Here is an 18,653-nt window from a genome sequence, read left to right on the forward strand (position 1 = left end):
AGCAATGTCCGGTAAATTGGAAGCAGCTCGCGGAATGTTTCTTCTGCAAAAGCATAGAATCCATCTTTATCGAGCTCAGCAGCGTCAGCACGTGCCAACTGCCTGCCGATGACGAGCTCCCCTTTTTTGACATCGCGCAGTCGCGTGAGCAGCTTTTCGATGCCCTCTTCGCCAAGCGATGCAACGGAATCGGCTTCAGGCTTCATATGATCGCCCGAAACGACAAATTCTTCCGGCATGTCGGCTAAAGCCTCGCTGGAAATCAGTTGATTCGCCATTTGCGGTTTGCCGGGCGCTTCGTAAATGACAGCAAGAATGACAAATACATGGCTTTTCCAAAGTCCAATCTGGAAATGTGGAACGGCTTTATAGCCGCGTTTATAAGGTGCAAATGCCACCCAGCTGTCATTCGGCGGATTGACAGTCCGGCGCATGTGTTTCGCGACATGTGGGAAAAATTCATCCCCGGTTTCCCCGGAGAAATAAGCGGAAAAGTCTTGGCCCAATGCTTCGAACTTTGGCCGTACATAAGTCGATAATGCTTCCATGCGCGCCTCGAGCCCTGGAGTTTCAAATACTTCAAAATCCTGTTCAGTCCAGTATGGATTCACGGACATCCCCTCCTTAAATAATCATCACGGTTTATTTTAACGAAGTTTATGAAGAATGAATATAAATAAGTTTTCAAGAAGAAAAAACGGGGTAAAGATGTGTAACAAACATTGCAATCGGAATATTCCGATTATGAGGGAAGGGGGGCGCTCACTTATGAAGCAGATGATACAGATTATCCGGAAAGCGGATGTAGAAAAAGAGTATATCAATACCTTGAAGCTGGAGCTTGATTACGAATTGGCCACCTTGTATGATGCAATGCAGCAAAATGACAGCAGCCAAAAGGATAAGAGCAAGAAACGGCTGGCAGAAATACAAGTAGAACTGGAGGCTCTTCATGCATTGTAAACAGACGACCATACCGTAGAAGCATCTGCTGGCTAAAGACAGTGGATGCTTTTTTCGTTATACTGGAAAGAAATAAGGGGGAGCTCATACATGGACCAGCACGCAATGGACCGATACATAAAGTCAATGATCAAAGAAGCAGGGCACCGGATCCGCAATTCATTTCTTAGTGACATCTCGGTGGATACGAAAGCCCATGCCAATGATTTGGTCACAAACGTGGACAAGGAAGTGGAGAAGTTCTTCATTCAACACATCCGAAAAGATTTTCCTGGCCACCGCGTTTTTGGCGAAGAAGGATTTGGAGACACAATCGAAGAATTAAGCGGCACGGTATGGATGCTCGACCCAATCGATGGCACTATGAATTTTGTGCACCAACGACGCAATTTTGCCATTTCGCTCGGTATTTATGAAGATGGTGTCGGCAAAATGGGTTATATCTATGATGTCGTCAATGACGATTTGTATCATGCAATAGCAGGAGGCGGCGCTTATTATAACGATGAACGCCTGCAGCCGCTCATCGAGACGGACATTAGCGAATCGATCATCGGCATGAACGCCATGTGGGCGACACCGAACCGGCACGTGGAGCATGAAGCTACCATCCGCCTCGTTCATGATGCGCGTGGCATGCGTTCATATGGTTCTGCGGCGCTTGAGCTCGCTTATCTGGCGAGCGGGCGGATCGATGCTTATATTTCCATGAGGCTATCGCCGTGGGACATCGCCGGGGGATTGGTCATGGCTAAAGAAGTCGGGGCTGTCGCGAGTAATTTTTCAGGCGAAGCGGCAAATCTCTTGAAATCGGATACCTTCGTAGCCGCTAATCCATCCATTCACGGAAAACTGCTCCAGGATTATATCAAGCCGAAGCAAGCATAATAAAGCTGAAAATGGATTGCGCATAAAATCGTTCTTTCTGTAGGAGTGGGGCAATGCCCATATAACAGAAAGGACGATTTTTTTATACTTTGTTAGAAGCAAAAAGGGGCTGCCCAAAAGGTCATGAAATATGACCTTTTGGGCAGCCCCTTTTTTTGTCTATAATACGCCTGCATCGCGCATTTCTTTTTTGCGTTTGAATCCAAAGCCCATGATGACCAATAGCAATAGGATGGAGAGTAAAACGCCGGTTACGCTGCGAAGTGCCACTGCGACGCCGATGAGCACCATTGCCCCAATTGCCGCGAATGAATATAATACAAAAATCCATTTTATATTATGCCATGATTCTATGATCGCTTCTTTCATCCCATCTAACCTCCTGCATACAAGAAAATAAAATCGTAGGGTTTTTCCCCTATATGTGCTATACTAGCACAGTTATAGGCTCGAAAAAAGAATATTGGAGTGAAAGTATGACTAACCTTAGAAACGATTTACGAAACATTGCAATTATCGCACACGTTGACCACGGCAAAACGACATTGGTGGATCAGTTGCTTCAGCAATCAGGAATCTTCCGATCAAACGAACATGTTGATGAGCGGGCGATGGACTCAAACGACATTGAAAGAGAACGCGGAATCACAATCCTAGCTAAAAACACCGCGATTCAATATAAAGACGCTAAAATCAACATTTTGGATACTCCTGGACACGCCGATTTCGGTGGTGAAGTTGAGCGTATCATGAAAATGGTTGATGGTGTCTTGCTCGTTGTCGATGCGTACGAAGGCTGTATGCCACAGACACGCTTTGTCTTGAAAAAGGCGCTTGAGCAAAACCTCAAACCGATTGTAGTCGTCAACAAAATCGACCGCGATTTCGCGCGTCCGGATGAAGTTGTCGACGAAGTCATCGAATTGTTCATCGAACTAGAAGCAAACGACGATCAGTTGGAATTCCCTGTCATTTTTGCATCAGGCATGAACGGAACGGCAAGTCTTTCATCTGACCCGTCCGACCAAGAAGAAAACATGCAGGTCATCTATGATGCCATCATGGATCACGTACCGGCACCGATCGATAACCGCGAAGAACCATTGCAATTCCAAGTGGCGCTTCTTGACTACAACGACTATGTTGGCCGTATCGGTATCGGGCGCGTATTCCGCGGAACGATCGAAGTCGGGCAATCCGTTTCCTTGATGAAACTGGATGGCTCTGTCAAAAACTTCCGTATTACGAAAATCCATGGCTTCATGGGCTTGAAGCGTATTGAAATCCAAAAAGCCGAAGCAGGCGATTTGATCGCAATCTCTGGTCTAGAAGATATTAACGTCGGTGAGACGGTATGTCCTCAAGATCATCAAGAAGCCTTGCCGATTCTGCGTATCGACGAGCCGACGCTGCAAATGACATTCCTAGTCAACAACAGCCCGTTCGCTGGTAAAGAAGGTAAGTTCATTACATCAAGAAAAATCCAAGAGCGTTTGGATGCTCAATTAGAGACAGATGTTTCCTTGCGCGTTGATCCAACGGATTCTCCAGATGCATGGGTCGTATCGGGCCGCGGCGAGTTGCATCTATCGATCTTGATCGAAAATATGCGCCGTGAAGGATTCGAGCTTCAAGTATCAAAACCTGAAGTTATCGTCCGCATGGTCGATGGCGTCCGCTGCGAACCGGTTGAACGCGTTCAAGTGGATGTTCCTGAAGAATACACTGGCGCGATCATCGAGTCACTCGGTGAACGTAAAGGTGAAATGCTCGACATGATCAATAACGGAAGTGGACAAGTACGTTTAGTATTCAATGTCCCTGCACGCGGATTGATCGGCTACACAACTGAATTCCTGACGCAAACACGCGGATATGGAATCATCAACCACACATTCGATAGCTATCAGCCAGTTGCATCAGGACGCGTAGGCGGCCGTCGCCAAGGCGTGCTCGTTTCAATGGAACGCGGCAAATCTTCAACTTACGGCTTGATGGGCATCGAAGACCGCGGAACTTCATTCGTTGAAGTCGGAACTGAAATCTATGAAGGCATGATCGTCGGTGAACATAACCGCGACAACGATTTGACAGTCAACATTGTCAAGATCAAAGCGGCGACCAACATCCGTTCTGCCAACAAAGACCAGACGACTACGATGAAAAAAGCGCGTTTGATGAGCCTTGAAGAAGCACTTGAATACTTGAACGATGACGAGTACTGCGAAATCACTCCTCAATCGATCCGTTTGCGTAAGAAAATTCTTGATAAGAATGAGCGCGAGCGCATGGCGAAGAAAAAGAAAGTAGCCATCGAAGAATAAACAACTGGAAGGATGTATAATCCGTGGACGAGCAGGCTTTTGTCTATGAAAATATGTATCCGGTAGCCCGCATTCTTTACCAGAACATGCCTAATTTCGATGTGGCGGGATATGCACTGTTTGCCGTCATCTTCCTGTTATCGGCACTTGTGTACAAGCTGGGCTTTGCCAAAAAATTATCGATTGGAAAAAATGCAGTCATCATCTTGTTCTTGGCTGCGGGAGGATTGGGCCTGACATTCCTGGCCTTTTTCCTGCCCGTTGTCGAGGGCTTGGTCATTGCCGCATTGATTCTCATCCTTTATAAGATCCGCCTTTGGCGCGAAAAACGCGAAAACGCTGCTTCTCAATGAGAGGCAGCGTTTTTGCGTTCAAATGTTTTGTAAAGTATCGGCAACAGTAGCGCATACGTCAGATGTGCCAAGATCCAATAGAGGAAAGCCCCCATATCGGTCGGTTCCGGGACATCGGCTTCTACCGCGAGCATGGCCAGCGGGAAAAACAGGATATAGGTCGGTATGGTAAGTACCAAGCTGATGATCGTCAATTGGCCGAAAGTATAGTTGCGGCGTTTGGCGATATACACATAAACGATGCCGATTATCAGTGAGATGATTAAATGGAAAACGAACTCGGTCAGCTCGGACCAGTTCACTTGATTGACCAGCGGGATGAAATCGACGTTCAATAGCAATTCGTAATTCCGGACACCGGTCACTGCCTGCATCCATTTCAGCAACAATCCGAGAATGAGGCCGCTCCAGAAACCAATCCACAAACCTTTTAGGATTTTCATCAGAAATCATCCTCGATGCTGCGGGAGCTGCGGAAGAAATGAAAATGTCCGGTCGCTAGACGCTCTTCTGTCCGTTTGGTGATCCGGTCGTGGCATTCTTCGCACATATGGGTGTGGATCGGCCGGTTGCGAAGGCGCTTGGCTTGCAGCGTATCGTCTTCAAGTTCTTCGATTTTATCGCAGATGACGCATTGAACACGCATAGATATTCCTCCTATTCGACCCGGATAGCGGAGACATGGGTAATCGGCTGATCGGTATTCGAGCCATCCGGAAATAGGATATGGACGGGTCCATCTTCACGGAGAGGCTTCCCATCCTGGCTGAATTTGAAGATCAATTGCTTGGCATTTTCAATTTCGAAAGCATGGTCTCCTGAAGCCGTTTCGAACACGACTTTGGACGCGCCAGCTGTTGGCTCGGCGTTCTCTAAGAATGGCTGGAATCGCATGCCGAATGTGCCTGTAAGCATGTCTTGTTTTTCCTGGCGCTTGTATTTTTTCTCTGAATTCAAGGTCGGCGGAACGGTAGCGCCTTCCATGATTTCACGTGACCAATGTTCGCCCATGCCGCGTTTGTATTCTTCTAGATCGTCCTTATCGACGTGCTCTTCTGTGAAAAACGTCTTAAGATCCAGTTTGCGGTCATCAAAAATCCACACGGTCGGATCCAAGGTCAGTTTGTATGTGACTTTCCCTTTGAACGGTATGATGAATTCCATAAATAAAACCCTCCATTATAGTATCTCTCTTCTTCAGTATAACTGTTCACATACAATTCCCAAAGGGTTTAATCCCTTTTATGAGAGACTTGCAATTTGACAGCGTAAAAGATACACTTTAAACAGGCTAATGGAGCAGAAATACAAGTGATGGGGGAGTCCTCATGGAACATACAGAAGAACAGACTTATCAGGAAAAAGCGCTGGAACTCCTTAAAGCTGATGCAGAGAAAATCGAGCAATTGATCAAGGTGCAGATGGATCATCTTACATTGCCTTCCTGCCCTTTATATGAAGAAGTTCTTGATACGCAAATGTTTGGCTTATCACGGGAAATCGATTTTGCTGTCAAACTCGGCTTGATCGAACGTGAGACCGGTAAAAATTTAATGGATACGCTGGAGAAGAAACTGTCCATCCTCCATGACGCGTATACAAATAAATGACCCAAAACTCAAACGATTCCAGTTTGAGTTTTTTTACTAATGAATCCAATTGAATGAGGTATAAAAACAATGAAATCCTACATCAAGAAATACGGCAAGTACATAGACTATCCGCTTCTCTTTACATACCTGGCATTGACCATTTTTGGGCTGATCATGATTTACTCCTCGAGCATGGCTTGGTCTGTAAACTATTACAATGACTCACCGGACCGCTTCTACATACAACAATTGATTAACTTGGCCATCGCGTATCCTGTATTTTTGCTCGCAGCCGTATTCCCCTACAAGCACTTCAAGAAAAAGTGGATGATGGCGACCGTACTCGCAGTCATCTTCACCGGACTCATCTTGGTCCATTTTATCGGCTTTGCAGCAGGCGGTGCGAAAAGTTGGATCAGCCTCGGCTTCGCCAATATCCAGCCATCGGAAGTCGCTAAAGTCGGCTTGATTTTTTATTTGGCGGGTGTGTTTTCGAATAAATATCGTAATGGGTCCATCAATAAACTGAACGAATCGATCATCCCGCCGGTCATCATTTTGACCGCAGTTTTGCTGTTAGTCTTCCTTGAGCCTGATTTGGGGTCGATGGTCATCATCGGCGCGGTCGGCCTGTCGGTGATGGCAGCATCAGGCGTCCGTCTGAAACCGTTCGTGAAATTGGCAGGAATCGTCGTTGCAGCTGCCGCCGTATTCATCGTGCCGGCGATGATTTTCGCCAAAGATCTGATTTTCACTGAAAAACGGGTGGGGCGCATCGACGCCTTCTTTAACCCATTTTCTGATGAGCTCGGATTCGGCTTCCAAATCGTCAACGGTTATTTGGCAATCGGCTCAGGTGGGCTTAGCGGCCTTGGACTCGGCCAGTCCATCCAAAAGCTCGGCTATTTGCCTGAGCCCCATACCGATTTCATCATGTCGGTCATAGCGGAAGAACTCGGCGTTCTGGGCGTCTTCGTCGTCATCGGTGGATTGGGCTTCGTCGTCCTTCGCGGATTGTGGATCGCGATGACGACTAGTGACCCGCTTGCGCGCATGCTCGCAGCGGGCGTCGCAAGCATGATCGGCATCCAATCGTTCGTCAATCTGGGCGGCCTGTCGGGCATCATACCGCTGACTGGCGTTACACTTCCATTTATAAGCTATGGCGGAACTTCAGTAATTTTGTTATCGTTAGCTATGGGAGTATTAATGAATGTTTCCATGTTCAATAAATACGAAAAAACGAAAAAGTAAAGGGTGTGCGTCGGAGTGAAAGAGATTAACAAGATCTTAGTAGCCAACCGCGGAGAAATTGCAATTCGGATCTTCCGCGCCTGTACAGAACTGAATCTTCGGACAGTTGCGATTTATTCGCAGGAAGACAGCGGTTCGTTTCATCGTTACAAAGCTGACGAATCGTATTTAGTCGGCAAAGGAAAAAAGCCGATTGATGCTTATTTGGACATTGAAGACATCATTCGCATCGCCAAGGACTCAGGAGTGGACGCCATTCACCCAGGGTACGGATTCTTATCCGAAAACGTGCATTTTGCGCGGCGCTGTGAAGAAGAAGGCATCGTATTCATCGGGCCAACATCCCGCCATCTCGATATGTTCGGCGATAAAGTCAAAGCCCGTGACCAAGCGATCGCTGCAGGCATTCCTGTCATTCCGGGAACGGACGGACCTGTCGAATCATTGGCTGAAGTAGAGGCATTTGCCGACCAAGCCGGATTCCCGTTGATGATCAAAGCATCACTAGGCGGTGGCGGACGAGGCATGCGCATCGTCAAAGACGCAAGTGAACTGGCATCATCTTACGAACGTGCGAAATCCGAAGCGAAAGCTGCCTTCGGCTCCGACGAAATGTATGTGGAAAAATTCGTAGACAAACCGAAGCACATCGAAGTGCAGATCCTCGGCGATGCAGAAGGCAATGTCGTCCATCTGTACGAACGTGACTGCTCCATTCAGCGGCGCCACCAGAAAGTCGTGGAAATCGCCCCATCCAACTCGATCAGCAATGAATTGCGCAATGAAATTTGCGACGCTGCCGTTAAATTAATGAAAAACATCGATTACATAAATGCCGGGACAGTTGAGTTCCTGGTGGCGGGAGATGAATTTTACTTTATCGAAGTAAACCCCCGCATCCAAGTTGAACACACGATCACTGAAATGGTCACAGGCATCGATATCGTCCATGCACAGATCCATATCGCCCGCGGGCATATGTTGCATAGCGAAACGATAGCTATTCCGAAACAAGAAGATATCCCTTTGTTTGGATTCGCCATTCAATCGCGTGTGACCACAGAAGACCCATTGAATGACTTCATGCCGGATGCCGGAAAACTGATGGTCTACCGTTCAGGCGGCGGATTTGGTGTACGCCTGGATGCCGGAAACGGTTTCCAGGGGGCTGTCATTTCCCCGTATTACGATTCATTGCTCGTTAAAGTGTCTACATGGGCAACAACGTTCAAAGAAGCCGCAGCGAAGATGGACCGCAACTTGCAGGAATTCCGCATTCGCGGCATCAAAACGAATATCCCGTTCCTTGAAAATGTAGTAAAACATCGAAATTTCATCAACGGAGATTTCGATACCAGCTTTATCGACAGCACACCAGAATTATTTAAGTTCCCTGTGCGCCAAGACCGTGGAACGAAATTGCTTAGCTATATCGGCAATGTGACGGTAAATGGCTTCCCTGGAATCGAGAAGAAAAAGAAACCAATTTATGCAGCACCGCGCAAACCCGAAATTGACATCATTACTGAAGTTCCACAAGGCACAAAACAAATCCTCGATGAGCGCGGCCCAGAAGGTTTGACGAAGTGGATACTTGAGCAAGATGATGTGCTACTGACGGATACAACTCTTCGCGATGCCCATCAATCGCTGCTTGCCACGCGCATGCGTTCACACGATATGTTTGCAGTAGCGAAAGAAACTGCCCGGCTCCAAAGCGATTTGTTCTCGATGGAGATGTGGGGTGGTGCGACATTCGACGTGTCTTACCGCTTCCTGAAAGAAGACCCGTGGCAGCGCCTCATCAAATTGCGCGAAGACATCCCGAACGTGTTATTCCAGATGCTATTCCGTGGAGCGAATGCGGTCGGCTATAAAAACTACCCGGATAATGTCATCCGCGAGTTTGCCCGGACATCGGCTGAAGCTGGAATCGACGTATTCCGCATTTTCGACAGCCTTAACTGGATTAAAGGAATGGAAGTTGCCATCGATGAAGTGCGCAACTCCGGAAAAGTCGCAGAAGCGGCGATTTGCTATACAGGAGACATTCTCGACCCGAGCCGCGATAAATACACGGTTCAATACTATAAGGATATGGCGAAAGAGCTGGAAGCGGCAGGCGCGCATATTCTCGCGATCAAAGATATGGCAGGTCTTTTGAAGCCAGAAGCAGCGTACCGCCTCGTTTCTGAACTGAAGGATACGGTTTCATTGCCGATCCATTTGCACACGCATGATACGAGCGGAAACGGCATCTACCTTTACTCCAAAGCGATTGAAGCCGGAGTCGATATCGTTGATACTGCTCTTGGCACAATGGCGGGGCTCACATCGCAGCCAAGCGCCAACTCGCTTTATTATGCGATGAGCGGCGGCAAGCGAAAAGTCAGAGCGGATATTGAGTCTCTTGAGACCATGTCTCATTACTGGGAAGATGTCCGCAAGTATTACAGTGATTTTGAGAGCGGAATGAACAGCCCGCATTCCGAGATTTATGTCCACGAGATGCCAGGCGGGCAGTACAGCAACCTGCAGCAGCAGGCAAAAGCGGTCGGCCTGGGCATGCGCTGGGAAGAAGTGAAGGAAATGTATTCCCGCGTCAACATGCTGTTCGGCGATGTCGTAAAAGTTACGCCGTCATCGAAAGTCGTAGGGGACATGGCTTTGTTCATGGTCCAGAACGAATTGGATGAAAAAACAGTACTGACACGCGGAGAGAATATCGATTTCCCTGAATCGGTCATCGAGTTCTTCGAAGGATATATCGGCCAACCTCACGGGGGCTTCCCGAAAGAGTTGCAGAAAGTGATCTTGAAAGAACGCGAGCCGATCACGGTGCGTCCGGGCGAATTGCTCGAACCTGCTGATTTTGAGGCGATCCGTGAGAAATTATTCGAACGCCTGAAGCGTCCGGTCACTAGTCACGAAGTGCTGGCCTATGCGCTTTATCCGAAAGTATTCGAAGAGTACAGCGTGACGAACCAGACCTTCGGGGATGTATCGGTCCTTGATACCTTGACCTTCCTTTACGGCATGCGCCTCAGCGAAGAAATCGAAGTCGAGATCGAAAAAGGCAAAACCTTGATGATCAAGCTCGTGTCCATCGGCGAACCGCAAAAAGATGGCACGCGCATTATCTATTTCGAATTGAACGGCCAACCACGTGAGATCAGCATCCAGGATATGACAGTTGAAACCGATTCAGCAGCAAAACCGAAAGCCGACCCGACAAAAGAAAATCATATTGCAGCGACAATGCCTGGCACTGTCCTGAAAGTAGTCGGGGAAAAAGGGCTGAAAGTAAAACGGGGCGACCATCTTTTGGTCACGGAAGCAATGAAGATGGAGACAACTGTTCAAGCGCCATTTGACGGCACGATCCAGGAAATCTATGTAACAGCCGGAGACGGCATTTCAACGGGCGATTTGCTCATTGAAATGGAATCTAAATAAAAAAATCCGGTGCGAATTCGCACCGGATTTTTTTTATTTAGATTTGATGAATTTGCTTCTGGATACGAGAAGGACCATATAACATAATAGCCCGAAAAGCATTGAGATGAGCAAGGAGTGAAGCAAAGCGACAGCCAGATTCAACTTCGTCAAAACGACGAGCATACCGCTCGTGGCTTGCAGAAGCACGATGGTGAAAGCGATAAGCCAGCCCCAATAGATGACGCGCTGGTCGCGGTAATGGCGATACGCATGGAGTGCGATAATGCCGATCCAGATCACGATGAGCGCAGCTGCGAAGCGATGCCCCATCTGGACCCATTCATACATATTGCTTGGCAGCGCGAACTGGTCGTTGCGGCACAATGGCCAATCGGAACAGATCAAGCTTGATTCTGTATGGCGGACAAGAGCGCCAGTATAGACAACAACATAAGAATACAGCGCGACGCCAAGCGTATGGAATTTCAAAGTGCGTCCGATTTGTACACGGTCCGCATCGAACTTGCGATCCACTTCAAAGATGAGCAAGGTCAACAGCAGGACAGCTGCGAACGACAGGAGAGAAATCCCGAAGTGGAGCGCGAGGATAAAATCGCCTTGGCCCCATAGAACTTGCGCAGCACCGATCAATGCTTGCAGCACGAGGAAGAAGACAGCCATAAAGGCGAGGAACTTCGTCTCCCGTACATGGCCGAACTTGCGCCAAGCCCACACCGCTAACACCACGATCAAAATTCCGACCACACCCGTTACCAGGCGGTGGGAGAACTCAATCAGCACTTCAGGGGTGATTTCCCGCGGAATCAAATTGCCGTTGCAGTCCGGCCAGTTGCGGCCGCACCCCATGCCGCTGTCGGTTTTGGTCACCAAAGCTCCGCCTAGGAGGATGAGCAGCATGCCGACAGACGCAAGAACCCCGAATATTTTTATATAAATGTTGCTTTTCAAAATGCCACCTACTTTTTTTAGAAAAACTTTTAGCGTTAACGATAACCTGCATACTCGATGATAGCGAAACTGCGTTTAAAATACAACGAGAAATGGGCGTTCCCCTAAACTTTCAAGAATTGGACATAATAATAGAGACCTTCACAAACTGTTCAAAAACAGCGTTTTTTCTATCTTAAAATAACGAGGGGGCTACTGTATGATTAGAGATGAATATTTGTAAGACCAATTGCGTGAAATCATCACTTTATATCAGGAAATTTCAGTAATATGTAGAAAAGAAGCTGGAATTTAGATATAGTTATGGTTAGCGGAATATGCTTACAACTTTGAAAGGAGGGAGTTATATGTCAAACGGCCGGTCTTTGTCTGCAGAACCGACCGATGCTGTAGAATCGAGCACGTTCACTAAAGATTTTCTGGCACTTATTAAGATTGGGATCGTGAATTCCAATTTAATTACCGTCTTTACGGGACTGTGGCTCGCTTTCCAGTTTTCGGATAAGAATTTCCTTGACCATATGGATGTTCTTGTCTACACCATCGTCGGTTCGGCATTGATCATTGCGGGGTCTGCGGCGATGAATAATTATATCGACACAGATATCGACCCATTGATGGCTAGCAAGAGAGCCCGTCCAACAGTTACGGGCAGGTTCAAGCCATCCGCTGTCTTGGCACTCGCCATTTCTTTCATCGTTATAGGCGAACTATTTTTGTTTTCCGCTTCTGTTTCAGCAGGTCTGTTTGGAATCGCTGGCATCTTGGCTTATGTTGTCCTCTACTCGATGTGGTCAAAGAGACGGCATGTCGGCAATACGATCGTCGGCAGCATTTCCGGCGCAATTCCGCCGCTTATCGGCTGGGCTGCGGTGGAGCCGACGCTCGGTACGGGCGCTTGGGCGCTGTTTCTGATTATGTTCATCTGGCAGCCGCCGCATTTTTATGCGCTTGCCATGAAACGGACGGAAGAGTATCGGGCTGCAAATATTCCGATGCTTCCGGTGGTCAAAGGATTCCACCGGACAAAAAAATCGATGCTTGCATGGGTTTTACTGCTTTTCCCATTGCCGTTCCTGCTTATGGAACTTGGGATAGGCTTCATCATCTTAGCTACAGCGTTGAATATCGGATGGCTTGTTCTTGCAATCCAAGGCTTCAAGGCAGCTGATGATTTGAAATGGGCGAAGAAAATGTTCATCTATTCGTTGAACTATATGACGATTCTATTTGTCTCGATGATCATTTTCGCAGTATTCGTCTAAATTTCTCTTTTACTTAACTGTAAAACACTTTATTCAGAGAGGGGTATGAAAAGCTATGATGAAAGGACCTAAGAAATGGCGCCTCTTCGCCTTGATGACCGCATTGCTTGTTTTTCTTTCAGGCTGTGGGCGCGAAGAGATCTCGACGCTGATACCGGCTGGTAAGGTTGCACAAGATCAGTTCAACTTATTGATTTTGTCATCCATTGTCATGTTATTCGTTATCGTCGTCGTTACTATCATCTATGTATTGGCAATTGTTAAATTCCGCCGTTCAAAAGTAGGGGAGGACATGATCCCTGAACAAGTTGAAGGAAGTGCGCGTCTTGAGTTTATCTGGACAGCAATTCCGATCGTCCTGCTTTTGATCCTCGCTGTTCCGACGGTCTACTCAACATTCGACTTGGCTGATGTCACGGCGATGGACGCACAGGATGAAGACGGCGCGGCTGAGAACTTGACAGTCAATGTAACCGGTAAACTTTACTGGTGGGAATTCGAGTATCCTGAACAGGAAATTCGCACTGCACAGGAACTGGTCGTACCGACTGACGAGCGCGTCTACTTCAATTTGATTGCCGCAGACGTTAAGCACTCGTTTTGGATTCCTTCTGTTGGCGGTAAACTTGACGTCAACCCTGAAAACGTCAACACCTTCTATTTGGAGTTTGATAAAGAATCTTCAGAACTTGAAGAGGGCGTTTACTTCGGTAAATGTGCCGAGCTTTGCGGACCTTCCCACGCTTTGATGGATTTCAAAGTTAAAACGCTTAACCGCGAAGACTTTGATGCATGGGTAGCTGCAATGCAGGAAGAACAAGCTGCGCCTACAGATACTGTTGCCCAAGAAGGACAGCAAATCTTTGAGCAAAGTTGTATCGCCTGCCACGCAACTAACGCAGCAGGAGCGGCTACTGGAGTAGGACCGAACCTTGCAACATTCGGCGACCGTACAACAATCGCCGGATTCATGGAGCATGATGAAGAAACATTGAAAAACTGGATTGCTGACCCTCAGCAATATAAGCCAGGCAACTTGATGCCTAATCCAGAAGAAATCAACAATGGAGAGCCATTCTCTGATCAAGAGCTTGATGCACTTGCAGCATATTTGATGGGCTTGAAAGTTGAAGAGTAAAAGTTAAAAAAGGAGGTAAACTATTGTGAGTTCTAACTCTCAGAAAAAGGGTTTCGGCGCTACAATATGGGACTACTTAACAACGGTAGACCATAAGAAAATCGCGATCCTCTACTTGATCTCCGGCGGATTCTTCTTCCTAGTCGGCGGCGTAGAAGCGATGATGATCCGGATTCAGCTTATGAAAGCCGGAAATGATTTCCTCAGCGCTGGAACGTATAACGAAGTTTTAACGATGCACGGAACGACCATGATCTTCCTAGCGGCAATGCCAATTCTCTTGGCATTCATGAACGCCGTCTCACCATTGCAAATCGGTGCGCGTGATGTGGCGTTTCCTTTCTTGAACTCACTTGGGTTCTGGCTGTTCTTCTTCGGTGGTATCTTCTTGAACCTTTCATGGTTCCTAGGCGGAGCACCGGATGCAGGATGGACAAACTATGCTTCTTTGGCACTTGCCTCTGAAGGCCACGGAATCGATTTCTACTCGCTTGGTTTGACGATTTCCGGTTTCGGTACATTGATTGCAGGGATTAACTTCCTTGTTACAATCATCAATATGCGTGCTCCGGGTATGACGTATATGAGAATGCCGCTATTCACTTGGACGACTTTCGTAGCGTCCGCTTTGATTCTCCTGGCATTCCCTCCACTAACTGTTGGTATCTTCTTTATGGTATTCGACCGTTTGTTCGGGGCTAATTTCTTTGATGTAACAATGGGCGGTAACACCATCATCTGGGAGCACTTCTTCTGGATCTTCGGTCACCCGGAAGTTTATATCTTGATTTTGCCAGCATTTGGTATTTTCTCTGAAATCTTTGCAATTTTCTCCCGCAAACGCCTATTCGGTTACACGGCATTGGTATTTGCGACGATCCTGATCGGTTTCTACGGATTCATGGTTTGGGCTCACCACATGTTTACAGTTGGTCTTGGACCGACTGCTAACGCGGTCTTTGCCCTTGCAACGATGATCATCGCAGTTCCAACAGGGATCAAAATCTTTAACTGGCTACTTACGATCTGGGGAGGAAACATTTCCTTCACAGTGCCGATGATTTACGCAGTCGCGTTTATCCCGTCATTCGTAGCAGGTGGGGTAACAGGCGTTATGCAGGCGATTGCGCCGCTTGATTACCAATTACACGATTCTTACTTTATCGTTGCCCACTTCCACTACGTAATCGTTGGTGGTGTTGTGCTCGCAATTTTGGCAGGTACGCATTTGTACTGGCCGAAAATGTTCGGTACGATGTTGAGCGAAAAACTTGGGAAATGGACATTCTGGTTCTTCTTTATCGGATTCCATTTGACATTCTTTATCCAGCATTTCCTTGGCCTCATGGGTATGCCTCGCCGTGTTTACACTTTCGGAGCAGACCAAGGTTGGGATCTATTTAACGCAATCAGCTCGGCTGGTGCCTTGCTGATGGCGATCGGGGTTATCATTCTCCTCGTTAACGTTGTGATGACAGTTGTTAAAGGCGAACGTGTCGGAAACGACCCATGGGGCGACGGACGTACGCTTGAATGGGCAATCCCGTCACCACCGCCATTCTACAACTTTGCACAAACACCGCTTGTCCGTGGACTTGACCCGTATTGGATCGAGAAAATGGAAGGCAATAAAGAAGGCATGGTCTATGCTGAGCCACTTGGTGACATCCACATGCCGAATGGATCATTCATTCCTTTCGTTATCTCACTAGGTATGTTCATTGCAGCGTTTGGTGCTATGTACCATACGGATGGGCATGCATGGGCGCTTCCTGTATTGATCGGTGGTCTTGCGATCACATTCGGTTCAATGCTCGTCCGTTCTTTGAAAGATGACCTTGGATTCCATGTAACAAAAGAAGAATTGATTGCGGATAACGAACGCATTCAAAGAGAAGCAAGAGCGCTGGAAGGAGGCAAAAAAGGTGGACTTAAATAAACGATATACCCCACAAACTTGGCCCGATCATCCTGAAACGGCGACGCTCGAAGGGAAAAACAAGTTCGTTGGTTTCTGGTTGCTGCTGGCAGCTGAGACCGTCACCTTCGCCTCTCTCTTCGCAACTTATCTTGCGTTGAAAGATAAAGGCCCAAGCGGAATGGAATTTTCCGCTTCCGGCTTGTTCGAACTGCCGCTTGTTTTTGCCATGACGATGATTCTTTTGACGTCTTCGTTGACAAGTGTCTACGCGATGTATCATATGAAGAATCATAATTTCAAGGCAATGCAGGCATGGCTCGGAATTACCGTGCTTTTGGGGCTTGCGTTCCTAGGCTTGGAGATTTATGAGTTTAACCATTATGTACACCTAGGCTTTGGCTATACCAATAGTGCCTTTAGTTCCGCATTCTATACCCTAGTCGGGACTCACGGGGCTCACGTAGTCTTCGGTCTTAGCTGGTTCATCGCATTGATGCTCCGCAACGCAAAACGCGGCTTGAACATGTACAATGCGCCGAAGTTCTATCTTGCCGCTCTTTATTGGCATTTCATTGACGTAGTATGGGTGTTCATCTTCACTGTAGTCTACTTGATGGGAGTGATCGGTTAATATGGCACATGATACTCACGACATTCACAGATCCAGAGCGGAATTTGAATTCATCAAGAGAAAACGTGCTACTGAGATGCGCGGCCAGTTGACATCATTCGCTATGATGATCTTCTTGACGCTAATCGCCTTCACTGTAGTAGCAGCAGATTTCTCGAATTACTTGATCGTGCCGATTATCTTGCTATTGGCTGCAATTCAAGTAGTGCTTCAGCTGTATAATTTCATGCACATGAGCAATAAAGGCCACGGCATGATGGCATTCTTCATGTTCAGCGGCATCTTTGTCGCATTCACCATCGTACTCACGATGGTCACCATCGTTTGGTGGTAAACTGAAAAACTCCGGACTGTAAAAAGTCCGGAGTTTTTTTATGTGGATGGGTTGTGTCCGCTGGCAAATGTCATGATTCGTTCATTGATATGGCAAGGCATCCCCTATATAATGAGGGTACTTAAGGAAAAAAGGAGGTACGGTCTAATGCCAATCAGTATTTTCGGCTTCGAGGCGTTGTGGAGCCCCTGGTATTTTGGATTTCTCGTACTGATTACGCTTTTATATTTTCTAATCACCACTAAGTGGAGACATAAATTCACTGATAGTGAACCGCTTCAAACCAAGCAGGCCTTACTCTTCGTGTCAGGGATGGCCTTGATCTACATCTTGAAAGGCTCGCCGGTCGATTTGCTTGGACATATCACCTTGACGATGCATATGGTTCAGATGGCGCTGCTCTTGCTATTGGCTGCCCCGCTTGTGATTATGGGGATTCCTTCTTATATTTGGCGGGCGTTCATCGAGTTGCCAATTATTAACCCTCTGTTCATGTTCTTCACTAAACCATTGATTGCCTTGCTGCTATTCAGTTTATTCTTCTCCGTTTACCATTTGCCGCTAGTCTTCGATTTCGTCAAGCAGGACATGCTGATCCATAGCATCGTCAGCACTTTGTTGTTCGTGTCGGCACTGCTTTATTGGTGGCCGGTGGTCAATAATCTAGAAGGCATGCATAAATTTCATGGACTGAAGAAATTGGGTTATTTGTTCGGCTTGAGCGTCTTGATGACGCCAGCCTGTGCCTTGATCATTTTCAGCACGACACCGTTTTATGCCACATATTCAGATGGGGAAGCGTGGATGCAGGCGATGGCCTTATGCGTGCCTGCAGGGACATTGGCCCAGCTGAACTTGTCCGGCCCTGAACTCTTCACGAATATGTCGCTGATCGAAGACCAACGTACCGGCGGCATTACAATGAAAATTATTCAGGAATTGGTATTCACAGTATTTATTTGGCTGGTCTTTCATGAATGGCTCAAAAACGAAACAGCCAATGCTGATGAAATCACCGCTAAAGTCTTGCAGGACCGCAAAGATATGGCGTATTACAGACATAATGGGCAATGACCCAAAAGGAGTTTATTAAATGAATTTGCCGCTATTGCCAACCATCAGTACATTCTTTATCGTCTTGAGCGCCGTATTGGTGGCGATCGGATGGAACTTGATCCTAAAACGCCGCATCGAAGCACATAAGAAAGTGATGCTTGGCGCCGGGGCCGCTGCGCTGACATTCTTCATCATCTATGTTTCGCGTACATTATTCGTAGGAAATACGGCATTCGGGGGACCGGATGAGTTGAAGATCTACTATACCGTCTTTCTGATTTTCCATATCACGCTCGCAACGATCGGGGCAGTGATGGGGCTGGTGACGATTTACTGGGGCTTAAAGAACCGTCTCGACAAACACCGCAAAATCGGACCGTTCACGAGCGTAGTATGGTTCTTCACTGCGATTACAGGAGTTACCGTATATTTACTGCTTTATGTATTCTACGAAGGCGGACACACGACTTCGGTTTTCAAAGCGATTCTGGGTGGATAAAAAAAGCACTGAGCATAATTTGCTCAGT

At 47.3% G+C, this 18,653-nt stretch carries 20 protein-coding genes; 14 read left to right on the plus strand and 6 right to left on the minus strand.

Going from position 1 to position 18,653, the window contains the following annotated elements:
- Positions 1-611: YktB family protein (locus tag ON064_RS10945; protein WP_407951609.1), on the minus strand; the 611-nt coding region annotated here is incomplete at its 3' end.
- 157 nt (positions 612-768) lie between these two features.
- Between ON064_RS10945 and ON064_RS10950 the strand changes: the two genes are divergently transcribed.
- Together ON064_RS10950 and ON064_RS10955 are read left to right on the plus strand one after the other, a co-directional pair.
- Positions 769-963, plus strand: a complete 195-nt coding sequence (locus ON064_RS10950) for a hypothetical protein (RefSeq protein WP_058383467.1) — start codon at positions 769-771, stop codon at positions 961-963.
- A gap of 90 nt (positions 964-1,053) precedes the next feature.
- Positions 1,054-1,851: an inositol monophosphatase family protein gene (locus ON064_RS10955; RefSeq protein WP_274624793.1), complete on the plus strand. Its 798-nt coding sequence runs from the start codon at positions 1,054-1,056 to the stop codon at positions 1,849-1,851.
- A 159-nt stretch (positions 1,852-2,010) separates the two neighbouring features.
- Here the strand turns inward: ON064_RS10955 and ON064_RS10960 are convergent, their stop codons facing one another.
- Positions 2,011-2,220 (minus strand): YlaF family protein, encoded by a 210-nt coding sequence (locus ON064_RS10960; protein WP_274624794.1) that lies wholly within the window; start codon positions 2,218-2,220, stop codon positions 2,011-2,013.
- A 107-nt stretch (positions 2,221-2,327) separates the two neighbouring features.
- On the opposite strand from ON064_RS10960, the gene typA reads away from it, so the two are divergent.
- Together typA and ON064_RS10970 are read left to right on the plus strand one after the other, a co-directional pair.
- Positions 2,328-4,175: a translational GTPase TypA gene (typA, locus tag ON064_RS10965; RefSeq protein WP_121297796.1), complete on the plus strand. Its 1,848-nt coding sequence runs from the start codon at positions 2,328-2,330 to the stop codon at positions 4,173-4,175.
- A gap of 23 nt (positions 4,176-4,198) precedes the next feature.
- Entirely contained in the window at positions 4,199-4,528 is a 330-nt protein-coding gene (locus ON064_RS10970; protein WP_121297795.1) for a YlaH-like family protein, read from the plus strand.
- Here ON064_RS10970 and ON064_RS10975 read toward each other — a convergent pair.
- The 3 genes from ON064_RS10975 to ON064_RS10985 are packed head-to-tail and all read right to left on the minus strand — an operon-like array spanning position 4,522 to position 5,692.
- Positions 4,522-4,971: a hypothetical protein gene (locus tag ON064_RS10975; RefSeq protein WP_121297794.1), complete on the minus strand. Its 450-nt coding sequence runs from the start codon at positions 4,969-4,971 to the stop codon at positions 4,522-4,524. The genes ON064_RS10970 and ON064_RS10975 overlap by 7 nt on opposite strands.
- Positions 4,971-5,174 carry a YlaI family protein gene (locus ON064_RS10980; RefSeq protein WP_058383473.1) on the minus strand — a complete coding sequence of 68 codons (204 nt, stop codon included), beginning with the start codon at positions 5,172-5,174 and terminating at the stop codon, positions 4,971-4,973. Before ON064_RS10980 ends, ON064_RS10975 begins: the two co-directional genes overlap by 1 nt.
- Positions 5,175-5,185: 11 nt before the next feature.
- Positions 5,186-5,692: a peptidyl-prolyl cis-trans isomerase gene (locus ON064_RS10985; RefSeq protein ID WP_274624795.1), complete on the minus strand. Its 507-nt coding sequence runs from the start codon at positions 5,690-5,692 to the stop codon at positions 5,186-5,188.
- A gap of 164 nt (positions 5,693-5,856) precedes the next feature.
- Here ON064_RS10985 and ON064_RS10990 point away from each other — a divergent pair, with 164 nt between their 5' ends.
- The 3 genes from ON064_RS10990 to pyc all read left to right on the plus strand — a co-directional run bounded on the left by ON064_RS10990 (position 5,857) and on the right by pyc (position 10,830).
- Positions 5,857-6,138, plus strand: coding sequence for an Fpa/YlaN family protein (locus tag ON064_RS10990; protein WP_058383475.1), 282 nt, complete (start codon positions 5,857-5,859; stop codon positions 6,136-6,138).
- A 69-nt stretch (positions 6,139-6,207) separates the two neighbouring features.
- The gene (locus tag ON064_RS10995; protein WP_121297791.1) at positions 6,208-7,374 is read left to right on the plus strand and encodes an FtsW/RodA/SpoVE family cell cycle protein; all 1,167 of its coding nucleotides are present in this window, start codon (positions 6,208-6,210) and stop codon (positions 7,372-7,374) included.
- 15 nt (positions 7,375-7,389) lie between these two features.
- Entirely contained in the window at positions 7,390-10,830 is a 3,441-nt protein-coding gene (pyc, locus tag ON064_RS11000) for a pyruvate carboxylase (RefSeq protein ID WP_274624796.1), read from the plus strand.
- 33 nt (positions 10,831-10,863) lie between these two features.
- Here pyc and ON064_RS11005 read toward each other — a convergent pair whose 3' ends face one another.
- Positions 10,864-11,781, minus strand: a complete 918-nt coding sequence (locus ON064_RS11005) for a COX15/CtaA family protein (RefSeq protein ID WP_274624797.1) — start codon at positions 11,779-11,781, stop codon at positions 10,864-10,866.
- 347 nt (positions 11,782-12,128) lie between these two features.
- Here ON064_RS11005 and cyoE point away from each other — a divergent pair, with 347 nt between their 5' ends.
- The 7 genes from cyoE (at position 12,129) to ON064_RS11040 (ending at position 18,625) form a co-directional block, all read left to right on the plus strand.
- Positions 12,129-13,046 (plus strand): heme o synthase, encoded by a 918-nt coding sequence (cyoE, locus tag ON064_RS11010; RefSeq protein ID WP_274624798.1) that lies wholly within the window; start codon positions 12,129-12,131, stop codon positions 13,044-13,046.
- 55 nt (positions 13,047-13,101) lie between these two features.
- Positions 13,102-14,184: a cytochrome c oxidase subunit II gene (coxB, locus tag ON064_RS11015; protein ID WP_274624799.1), complete on the plus strand. Its 1,083-nt coding sequence runs from the start codon at positions 13,102-13,104 to the stop codon at positions 14,182-14,184.
- 25 nt (positions 14,185-14,209) lie between these two features.
- On the plus strand, positions 14,210-16,123 hold the full coding sequence (locus ON064_RS11020; protein WP_274624800.1) for a cytochrome c oxidase subunit I: 1,914 nt from the start codon (positions 14,210-14,212) through the stop codon (positions 16,121-16,123).
- Positions 16,110-16,736 (plus strand): cytochrome (ubi)quinol oxidase subunit III, encoded by a 627-nt coding sequence (locus tag ON064_RS11025; RefSeq protein WP_058383482.1) that lies wholly within the window; start codon positions 16,110-16,112, stop codon positions 16,734-16,736. The genes ON064_RS11020 and ON064_RS11025 overlap by 14 nt, the downstream gene beginning before the upstream one ends.
- Before the next feature lies 1 nt (position 16,737).
- The gene (gene ctaF, locus ON064_RS11030) at positions 16,738-17,070 is read left to right on the plus strand and encodes a cytochrome c oxidase subunit IVB (protein ID WP_121297785.1); all 333 of its coding nucleotides are present in this window, start codon (positions 16,738-16,740) and stop codon (positions 17,068-17,070) included.
- Positions 17,071-17,217: 147 nt separating this feature from the next.
- On the plus strand, positions 17,218-18,144 hold the full coding sequence (gene ctaG / locus ON064_RS11035; RefSeq protein WP_274624801.1) for a cytochrome c oxidase assembly factor CtaG: 927 nt from the start codon (positions 17,218-17,220) through the stop codon (positions 18,142-18,144).
- Positions 18,145-18,163: 19 nt separating this feature from the next.
- Positions 18,164-18,625 (plus strand): DUF420 domain-containing protein, encoded by a 462-nt coding sequence (locus ON064_RS11040; protein WP_101190597.1) that lies wholly within the window; start codon positions 18,164-18,166, stop codon positions 18,623-18,625.
- Positions 18,626-18,653: the final 28 nt, after the last annotated feature.

The sequence above is a fragment of the Planococcus sp. A6 genome (genome assembly GCF_028823615.1).
GTDB lineage: Bacteria > Bacillota > Bacilli > Bacillales_A > Planococcaceae > Planococcus.

What these genes read in the sequence shown, in the direction of transcription:
- ON064_RS10950 (WP_058383467.1), top strand. Translation starts at nt 769, where the DNA reads ATGAAGCAGATGATACAGATTATCCGGAAAGCGGATGTAGAAAAAGAG.
- ON064_RS10955 (WP_274624793.1), top strand. Translation starts at nt 1,054, where the DNA reads ATGGACCAGCACGCAATGGACCGATACATAAAGTCAATGATCAAAGAA.
- ON064_RS10960 (WP_274624794.1), bottom strand. Translation starts at nt 2,220, where the DNA reads ATGAAAGAAGCGATCATAGAATCATGGCATAATATAAAATGGATTTTT.
- typA (WP_121297796.1), top strand. Translation starts at nt 2,328, where the DNA reads ATGACTAACCTTAGAAACGATTTACGAAACATTGCAATTATCGCACAC.
- ON064_RS10975 (WP_121297794.1), bottom strand. Translation starts at nt 4,971, where the DNA reads ATGAAAATCCTAAAAGGTTTGTGGATTGGTTTCTGGAGCGGCCTCATT.
- ON064_RS10980 (WP_058383473.1), bottom strand. Translation starts at nt 5,174, where the DNA reads ATGCGTGTTCAATGCGTCATCTGCGATAAAATCGAAGAACTTGAAGAC.
- ON064_RS10985 (WP_274624795.1), bottom strand. Translation starts at nt 5,692, where the DNA reads ATGGAATTCATCATACCGTTCAAAGGGAAAGTCACATACAAACTGACC.
- ON064_RS10990 (WP_058383475.1), top strand. Translation starts at nt 5,857, where the DNA reads ATGGAACATACAGAAGAACAGACTTATCAGGAAAAAGCGCTGGAACTC.
- ON064_RS10995 (WP_121297791.1), top strand. Translation starts at nt 6,208, where the DNA reads ATGAAATCCTACATCAAGAAATACGGCAAGTACATAGACTATCCGCTT.
- cyoE (WP_274624798.1), top strand. Translation starts at nt 12,129, where the DNA reads ATGTCAAACGGCCGGTCTTTGTCTGCAGAACCGACCGATGCTGTAGAA.
- coxB (WP_274624799.1), top strand. Translation starts at nt 13,102, where the DNA reads ATGATGAAAGGACCTAAGAAATGGCGCCTCTTCGCCTTGATGACCGCA.
- ctaF (WP_121297785.1), top strand. Translation starts at nt 16,738, where the DNA reads ATGGCACATGATACTCACGACATTCACAGATCCAGAGCGGAATTTGAA.
- ctaG (WP_274624801.1), top strand. Translation starts at nt 17,218, where the DNA reads ATGCCAATCAGTATTTTCGGCTTCGAGGCGTTGTGGAGCCCCTGGTAT.
- ON064_RS11040 (WP_101190597.1), top strand. Translation starts at nt 18,164, where the DNA reads ATGAATTTGCCGCTATTGCCAACCATCAGTACATTCTTTATCGTCTTG.